The following is a 6144-nucleotide window of genomic DNA, read 5'->3' on the forward strand; positions in this document are numbered from 1 at the left end:
TTACTCGATGATTCCATTTAGTTAAATTATTGATTATCAGCATAATATACGAATAATTAACAACTTAAACAACTGTAAATCAATTAAATAAATAATTTAAACACAAAAAAAGTATGATTCTGCCCTGTTCACTCAAAATCAAAATTGCGGAATTTCGGAAGCAGAATTTGTAGTCGATTTTTTTTTTGCAAAAAGTGTTTTAAAGTTAAAATGCAGGAATTTACTCAAATGCTGAAAAGTTGAAAACGGAATCTAAATGTGTTTACTCTTATGTTTCGCAAAAGAGCCTAACAAAGTATAAAAAAAATTGCTAAATTAGTGCTTTATCAAAGTTCGTTGCATTTTTGCGTACTACTGAATTTCCGTTGGAAATTCCTCGCACACAAAATCGCAACTTTCTTTATACACAAACGTTAGCAAACATTGAAAACACATCAAATCCATATAACAGAAGAAAGAATAAAAGTTCTAACCGAATTAATCGGAAAAGAAGTCTATATTCTTTTTGCTCCAAACCTTTCTATTTCTACAGAGGAAAATATAATGACTTCAAGTTACTTTAATATGAATTTCTTGTCACGAAATAAGTTAGGAATTAACACGAGTAAAGTCTTTAAATTCAGAACTAAACCTTTCGAGGAAAATGATATTGATTTTTATAAAATTGAATTCGCTATCAAAAAAGAGGAAAAACAATTAAAAGATAATTTTGACCAATATGTTTTTCAGAATCTAAATTCAATAATATCTTTCGCTCCTTCATCAAAAATAGATAAAATACAAGTTTTGAATTATAAATATGTTTTCAATTCTGAAAACCCTAATTTTGAAAATACAGAAGTTGATTATGACGATGGAATTTTATTTTTTCAAGAAAACGGGAAAAGGTTTTTATTTTCCTGCTATCATTCACTCACAGAAGAATCTGAATTTATAAGAGATGAAAAATCAATAAAAAAACGAATAAAAGAATTGAAAGTCCGGAAAGAAATAAAAAACGTTGGCTAACACCGTGTAAAAAAAAATTGCTGGTTTTAGCCAACTTACGAAAATCCTCGCGGATTTTCTTGGTTCGTGATTTATTTAGTAACTTTATTACTTGAAACACGCAACTTTCCTTACACAAACACGTTAGTAGCCATTTGAAAAAAAATATTGCGTTAAAATTAGAAGTTGATAAAATCAAAAAAGTTCTATATTTAGAACAACGTAAGTCACTCGCTTAAAGAGATAAAGCTTCAATTACAAACGAGTATTAGGTTTAAAATGATTACCCAAAGGGAATATTTTCCGCCCCAGCTTTTGTAAAGTTGGATAATTTCATAAATAACAAAATTATGAAAAATGTATTTTTTGCACTAGCCTTTATGCTAGTAGGAACGTTTGCTTTTGCTAATACTGCAAATGAATTATCATCAATTAATAGTGATGAAACAGTTAAAATTATCAACTCATTAGAATTGGTTGACAATAGTGAAAATTCAAAAGTGTTGAATAATTTTGAATTCTTTGGAACTTGTTATGTAACCATTGGTTTCTATGACTCTGATGGTAACAAAGTAGCTGAAAGAACACTTCAATTTAACAATGTTGATTCTGAAGCTGAATGTGATGGCTTAGCTGATGCAGTTGGAGAGGCGCTTGAGAATCTTTAAAATTTTATGTAGGTTGTAAATTTATTTTTGCAACCTACATTTTTATTAACGTAAAAAACACAATATGAAGTTTGTAATATTATTTTTGTTTCCAATTATAGCGTTTTCACAAGAAAAAGATGTTTTAATAACTTATAAAGCAATTTATAATACAGAATTACCAACAGTAAAAAATGGATACCTTGTTATAAGTGCGAATCAAAAAGAAACAGTTTATTATACCGAAATAATTAAAAATAGAGATAATGAAGTAGAAAATGATGAAAACATTGATGCAACGGTTAAATTAAATTCAGGTAAAAACCAATATAATTATTACGACTACAATAAAGACACTTTAATAACTAGAAATGACGTTTTTAAACAAAGTAAACTTGTTAAAGAGAAAATTCCGAATTTTAATTGGGTACTTTCAAAAGAACAGAAATCAATCAATGAAACTATACTGTACAAGGCTACTTGTTATTTTAGAGGAAGAAATTATATTGCTTGGTATTCCCCAACCATAGCTATAAAATCAGGACCTTGGAAATTTCAAGGTTTACCTGGATTGATCTATGAAATTTATGATGAAACAAGAAGATATAATTGGTTACTACAAGAGGTAAAATCAACTAACTATGATTTCAACTCGATATATTTAGATTTAAAAAGTCAAGAAGTAATAACAATACAAGAGTATGCCGACTTAAAATTTAACAATAACGATTGGGATAAAAAACTATTAACTAAACTTCCTCGTGGAGCCAAGATTGTGAATCAAAAAAACTTTAGAACAGGTTTTGAAATAAAATTTGAATGGGAAGAGGAAGAAGTAACAAAAAAAGATTAAACTATGGTTTAATATTAATTATTATTCTGTTTTTTTATAATATAAGTTTTTCTCAAACTAAAATATCAGGCATTGTAAAAGATAGCTCTAGTACTTTATACTCAGTAAGTGTCATTTTGAAAGATAGCATATCAAAATCAATAGTTGCTTTCGCCTACACAGATGATAGAGGCAAGTTCTCACTTGAAACTAAGAATACAGGAGCGTTCAAATTAATATTTACCTCTTTAGGTTATGCACCTAAAACCATTTCATTAAATATAAGCAAAGAGCAAAAAGAACTAAAATTCAACGTTATCTTAGTTGATAAACCAATGGATTTAGATGAAGTTATAATTAAGGCGGATTTGCCTATGTCTATAAAGCAGGATACCATTTCCTTTAAAACAAAATTTTTTACAAATGGTACAGAGCAAACTGTTGAGGAACTTTTAAAAACAATTCCCGGTATTAATATAAATGATGACGGTACAATAAAAATTGGTAATCAAGAAATTGAAAAATTAATGGTAGATGGCGATGACCTATTTGAAAAAGGATATAAAATTCTGTCTAAAAATATGCCAGCATACCCTATCGAAGCTGTTGAAGTTTTACAAAATTATTCCAATAATCCTTTATTGAAAGGTGTTGAGGAAAGTAACAAAGTAGCTTTAAATTTAAAACTCGACGAAAATTCTAAACGTATTTGGTTTGGTAATATTGAAACTAGTATTGGCAACGATAATTTCTATCAGCTAAAAGGTAATTTAATGAATTTTGGTAAAAAAAATAAATACTACTTTTTAACTAATCTTAACTCAATTGGCTATGATGCAACAGGAGACATAGAAAACCTAATTCGACCTTCAAGAAGAAACGAACCAGCAAGTATTGGAGATAATCAAAGCGTAAATTCGCTACTAAATTTATCGCCAGACAACCTTAATTTCAAGCAAAATAGAACCAATTTTAACAACGCTGAATTAGTATCGCTAAACGCTATATTTAACCCAACTGAAAAATTAAAAATTAAAACCTTAGGCTTTTTTAATTGGGACGAAACAGACTTTTTTAGAAATAGTATTGATGTTACAGATGTTAATGGAACAAATTTTACTAATACTCAAAACCTTGAACTAAGAAATAAAAATAGAGTTGCTTTTGGCAAACTAGATTTCACTTACAATATTTCTAAAACCAAAATGCTAGAGGCTACTACAAAATATAACAACGGAGACTTCAATGATAATTCCAATTTAATTTTTAATGGAAATTCAACCATTGAAAATCTACAACATAAAAACACACTTTTTGACCAAAAAATAAGCTATACAAATAGATTTAAAGACAAAAAAGTCTTTCTACTAACTGGACGTTATATCAACGAAAAAACACCGCAAAACTATTCTGTAAATCAATTCTTTTATCAAGATTTATTTCCGTCTTTTAATAGCGCAAATAACGTATCTCAACAAAGTACAAATCAAATGCAATTTGCAGGAATTAATGCACATTTACTAGACCGTAAAACAAATGGTCATTTATTAGAACTTCAAATTGGTAATGAATACAGAAAAGATAAATTATCAACCACGTTTTCACTTTTACAAGATAATTTAGTTTTAGACAATCCAACTGATTACCAAAACCAAACAGCATATCAGGTTAATGATTTATATCTTAAAGGTAAATACCGTTTAAAAATTAAAGATTTTGGAATTGTTGGTAAGCTAAACGTCCATCAACTATTTAATCAACTAGAGAACAATGGAATTATAAGTAATCAAAGTCCATTTTTTGTAAATCCAAGCTTGGGTTTAGATTGGAAGATTAACGATAACAACAAAATAATATCTTCCTATTCTTACAACACAACAAATGCCAGAGCACAAGACGTGTTTAGTGATTTTGTGCTTACAGGTTTTCGCTCATTCGCCAAAGGAACAGGAGATTTTAATCAATTAGATGCTTCAAGTTTCGTTTTCAACTATCAACTTGGGAACTGGAGCGACCGATTTTTTGCAAATACATTTATATTATACAGCAAAAACCACGACTTCTTTTCAACAAACACAACTTTAAATCAAAACTTCACGCAAGCTGAAAAAATACTAATCCAAGACCGTGAGTTTATAAGTGTTAATTCTAAATTAGACTATTATTTCAAATTTATTTCTTCAAATTTAAAAATAGACTTAGGCTATACTCAAAGTGAATTTAAAAATATTGTAAACAATTCAAATTTAAGACAGGTAAAGTCTAATAATTATAATTACGGTTTAGAACTGCGTTCTGCTTTTAGTGGTATTTTTAATTATCATATCGGTACAATATGGAGTACAACGGAAATAGAAACTACTATAAATAATTCATTTACTGACAACGTTAGTTTTTTAGATTTATCTTTAGTGTTTAATGAAAAGCTAGATTTTCAATTACAATCAGAACGCTATTATTTTGGAAATTTACAAACAGATAATACCTATTACTTTTTAGATTTTGATGCGAGATATAAGTTAATTGAAAACAAACTGACTTTAGGTATTACTGGAAAAAACCTATTCAATACTGAAAGATTTAGAAATTTCTCAATAAGCGATATTGGAAGTTCTACAACGGAATATAGACTACTGCCAAGATTTTTACTTTTGAAATTGGAATATAGGTTTTAAAATTGGAGCGAAAAAACGGCTACTAACAACGTATATATCTCATAGCTAGGTAGTTATTTAATAGAAGTTAAGGCATATTTACGAGTCCGCCAAATTTTTAAATTTGACGATTTAGATAAAAAAGATAAATAGTAAAATTTAAAAATTCGGCTCGTGCTCAATCCGAAACTAATTGTTTAATTTACACGCTACGAGCCATATACAGAGACGTTAGCAAAAACTGGCTGATTTTCTAAATTAGAAGCTAAAGTCATTTAAAAAAACATTTTGCTTTAAAGTTTGAACCCCAAAATCGGAGAAAAAAATGCGGAACGTGGAACACTCTCTCGCTAATCAGAATTTTGGAATTTCAGCTTTTTGGTGGAATTACAAAATTGCGGAATTTAGCAAAGTTATGAATTCCTAAAATGTGAAAAACACTCAAACTCTGAAAATCTTAATTGCGGAATTAAGCGAGATTTAAAAACGAGCAAAATGCGGAATTTTTACTCTTGCATAAAAACGGAACTTATAACCAAAATTGCGGAAATGAACAACCTCGAGGCAGAGCCATCGAGGTATCAAGCTGAAAAAAACCTTATTTTTAGTTTGATGAAAACCCAGGTTTTCAAACTTTCCTCTTGACCACCGACGCAGAGCGTCGGGGAATTCTATCGATTAAAATCTTTACGAAATTATTACATTCAAAATATTCCAAAAATGGAAAAATAGTGAATTCGGAAAATAAGAATGGAAATATAAAACCGCATTTGCTAACACCGTGTATAGAAAATTGCTAAATTAGTGCTTTACCAAAGGCAGTTGCATTTTTGCGTACTTCAAATTTTCCGTTGGAAAATCCTCGCACACAAAAACGCAACTTTCCATAACACAAAGACGTTAGCAAAAACTGGCTGATTTTCTAAATTAGAAGCTAAAGTCATTTAAAAAAACATTTTGCTTTAAAGTTTGAACCCCAAAATCGGAGAAAAAAATGCGGAACGTGGAACACTCTCTCGCTAAT

At 29.1% G+C, this 6144-nt stretch carries 4 protein-coding genes; all 4 read left to right on the plus strand.

The window, feature by feature from the left end; translation table 11 throughout:
- The first annotated feature begins 423 nt into the window (after positions 1-423).
- Positions 424-1008, plus strand: a complete 585-nt coding sequence (locus tag ES044_RS17665; RefSeq protein WP_147120655.1) for a hypothetical protein — start codon at positions 424-426, stop codon at positions 1006-1008.
- Positions 1009-1337: 329 nt separating this feature from the next.
- On the plus strand, positions 1338-1655 hold the full coding sequence (locus tag ES044_RS17670) for a hypothetical protein (RefSeq protein ID WP_147120656.1): 318 nt from the start codon (positions 1338-1340) through the stop codon (positions 1653-1655).
- Positions 1656-1719: 64 nt separating this feature from the next.
- The gene (locus tag ES044_RS17675; RefSeq protein WP_147120657.1) at positions 1720-2487 is read left to right on the plus strand and encodes a GLPGLI family protein; all 768 of its coding nucleotides are present in this window, start codon (positions 1720-1722) and stop codon (positions 2485-2487) included.
- Positions 2454-5141: a carboxypeptidase-like regulatory domain-containing protein gene (locus tag ES044_RS17680; protein WP_147120658.1), complete on the plus strand. Its 2688-nt coding sequence runs from the start codon at positions 2454-2456 to the stop codon at positions 5139-5141. The genes ES044_RS17675 and ES044_RS17680 overlap by 34 nt, the downstream gene beginning before the upstream one ends.
- Positions 5142-6144 lie beyond the last annotated feature (1003 nt).

This window comes from Polaribacter sp. IC066, assembly GCF_007997085.1.
Lineage (GTDB): Bacteria > Bacteroidota > Bacteroidia > Flavobacteriales > Flavobacteriaceae > Polaribacter.